The following is a 2,991-nucleotide window of genomic DNA, read 5'->3' as shown; positions in this document are numbered from 1 at the left end:
GTTTTTTATATTCATAACGGTAGCCATAACGTAGTGCTGCAATGTCGGACAGGACTGCGGAACCCGTCGGATGACCGCCGGCACCTTTACCGTAAAAGAATTGTTCGTCCGCAAATGCAGCTTTGACCAGCACACCGTTATTTTCATTTTCTACATTATACAACATGCTTTCTTTGCCTACTAAACGAGGTAGTACATAAAGCACGACTTTATTGCCATCGATCTCTTTGGCCGTAGGGATCAATTTGATTTTAAAGTTCTTTTCTTTTGCAAAACGAATATCCTGTTGGCCTAATTTGTCGATACCGATGTTGAATACATCATAGGGTTTAACATAGATGCCATAGGCGTGGGACGCGACGATACAGACTTTGAATTTAGGATCATATCCACCGACGTCAAGCGTAGGATCTGTTTCAGCAAAGCCAAGTTCCTGTGCCTTTTTTAATGCATCTGCATAAAGCTGGTTTTCATTGAAAACCTTGGAAAGAATGTAGTTGGAAGATCCGTTAAAGATACCGCTGACCGAATGCAGAAGCTCATTGTCGTAATATTCTTCCAGGTTACGGATAATAGGTATACTTCCACACACGGCTCCCTCATAAAGTAGGCTCGTTCCATATTCATGTTGAATGTCGACCAGCTCTTCAAGGTGACCGGCAATCATTTTTTTATTTGCGGATACTACATTTTTGCCTGATTTCAATGCGCGCACAGTTAGCCTATAGGCCGCTTCTGCATCATCAATCAATTCGACAACCGTGTTGATTTCTGGATCCCCCAAAATCGCCTCCGCATCAGTTGAAAATAAGTCAGCGGGCAGTGAACGTTTTTTATCCGCATTTTTAATGACAAATTTCTTGATTTCCAGATTCAGATTTTTAGTTTTGATAATGTCGTAGAGACCTTGGCCGACAACGCCAAATCCAAACATCCCTATCGTTAATTTATTACTCATATCTCNNTTCTCTTATACTAATTCGTTGATATACTCCTTCTTATTTTCTAAAAAGTTATGGATAATAGCTGTCAGCTTTTTTGTCTCGATCAAAAAGCCATCGTGACCGTAGCTCGACTCGATCTCCCGGTAGCTGGCATTGGGAATATGTCGGGCAATAAATTTCTGTTCATCTACGGGGAATAATATATCTGTATTGACACCTAATACCAATGTTGAACAGTTGATACCAGCGAGCGCTGCTTCCAGAGATGCTCTTCCGCGGGCCAGATTGTGGCTGTCCATTGCTTTTGTCAGGTAAAAGTAGCTGTATGCATTGTAGCGTTTAACCAATTTTTCGCCTTGATAATTTTGATAAGAAGCAGCTTTGTAATCATTTACTTTATTGTCATCGGTATCCCTTTGTGTATGATCATAGGTGATATAATTGCGATAGGACAACAGCGCGATCGAACGTGCGACTTTCAGCCCTTTTGCACCGCCATCAGGATGATTGGCATAGAAAGTCCGGTCTGCTGTAATGGCTAAACGTTGACTTTCATTAAAGGCAATCCCCCAAGGGGAATGCACTGCGTTTGTACCGACAACGATGAGCTGATTGATGGCGATCGTTTTGGAAGCGGCCCATTCCAACGCTTGTTGACCGCCCAGTGATCCACCGATTAAAGCTTCAATTTGGCTGATATCCAGATGTGCTGCGAGCAACTGATGGGCATTGACAAGATCTTTTACCGTAAATTCGGGAAAAGAAAGGTAATAAGGCTGACCTGTCGCGGGATTGGTGGATAGGGGATTGCTGCTCCCATAGGCCGATCCAATCACATTCGCACACACGATATAATAGTCATTGGGATTAAACAGATCATCTGTACCAAAAAGACCCGGCCACCAGTCCAACACATTCGCATTCGCGGTCAAGGCATGACAAACCCAGACTACATTGCTGCGATCTGCGTTCAGTTCTCCAAATACTTCATAGCTGATCTGTAAATCGATAAGCTCCCTGCCGTTTTCAAATACAAAAGGCTCCTGATGCTGATAAATATGCCTGCTCATTACGTTTAAATTTAGGAATGTATTTGATTATTTGATCTTTTCGAATGCCTGTTGCAGGTCAGCTTTAATGTCATCAATATGTTCTATCCCTACTGAAAGGCGCAACAATCCCGGAAATACACCCGCATTGGCCTGATCTGCATCACTTAACTGCTGGTGCGTTGTTGCTGATGGATGGATGATCAATGATTTGGTATCACCTACGTTGGCCAAATGGCTGATCAGTTCGAGGCTGTCAATAAAAGCATTTGCTTTCTGGGCAGCATCACCTTTCAATTGGAAGGAGAGGACTGCACCATAACCGTTTTTAAGATATTTTTGCGCATTTGAAAAACTTGGAGAACTTTTTAATCCCGGGTAATTTACCTTTTCTACCTGTGGGTGAGCCTCGAGCCATTTGGCGACCTCTAAAGTGTTGTCTACGTGACGTTGCACACGCAAGGATAATGTTTCAAGTCCCTGTAGTAGTAAAAAGGAGTTGAATGGCGAAAGGGCCGGACCAAAATCACGCAGACCTTCAACACGGGCGCGGATAGCAAATTGGATATTGCCAAAAGGTCCCTTTTCACCGAATACCTCGGAGAATACCAGACCATGATAACCTTCAGATGGTTCGGAGAATTGTGGATATTTTCCATTGCCCCAGTTATAGTTTCCACCATCAACGATCACACCGCCGATACTTGTTCCATGACCGCCAATCCATTTAGTTGCAGATTCAACCACCACATGGGCGCCATATTCCNNCACCGGCACCAAAAGTATTGTCAACAATTAGCGGTAAATCGTATTTTTTAGCAACAGCCGCTATTTTTTCAAAATCAGGGATGTTAAAACTTGGATTTCCGATCGTTTCCACATAAATTGCTTTAGTCTTATCGTCAATAAGTGCTTCAATTTTATCGGCTTCGGCATCCGTGGCAAAACGGGCCTCGATACCCAATCGTTTAAAAGCAACTTTAAACTGGTTGAATGTA

2 protein-coding genes and 1 pseudogene are annotated in these 2,991 nt (G+C 43.0%); all 3 read right to left on the bottom strand.

The genetic code is table 11. The features are described from left to right. On the bottom strand, nucleotides 1–958 hold a 958-nt coding region (locus B4G94_RS06345; protein ID WP_286857813.1), incomplete at its 3' end, for a homoserine dehydrogenase. Between the two features lie 12 nt (nucleotides 959–970). Next, nucleotides 971–2,014, bottom strand: coding sequence for a homoserine O-acetyltransferase family protein (locus B4G94_RS06340; RefSeq protein ID WP_286857811.1), 1,044 nt, complete (start codon nucleotides 2,012–2,014; stop codon nucleotides 971–973). Between the two features lie 27 nt (nucleotides 2,015–2,041). Then, nucleotides 2,042–2,991 (bottom strand): annotated as a pseudogene (locus tag B4G94_RS06335) (O-acetylhomoserine aminocarboxypropyltransferase/cysteine synthase family protein); the annotation flags it as partial.

Source organism: Sphingobacterium sp. UBA7625 (assembly GCF_002484085.1).
GTDB classification, from domain to species: Bacteria; Bacteroidota; Bacteroidia; order Sphingobacteriales; family Sphingobacteriaceae; genus Sphingobacterium; species Sphingobacterium athyrii.
This window is presented reverse-complemented; position numbering and strand designations above follow the sequence as displayed.

Coding starts and splice junctions, on each gene's coding strand:
- B4G94_RS06340 (WP_286857811.1), bottom strand. CDS start 2,014: ATGAGCAGGCATATTTATCAGCATCAGGAGCCTTTTGTATTTGAAAAC.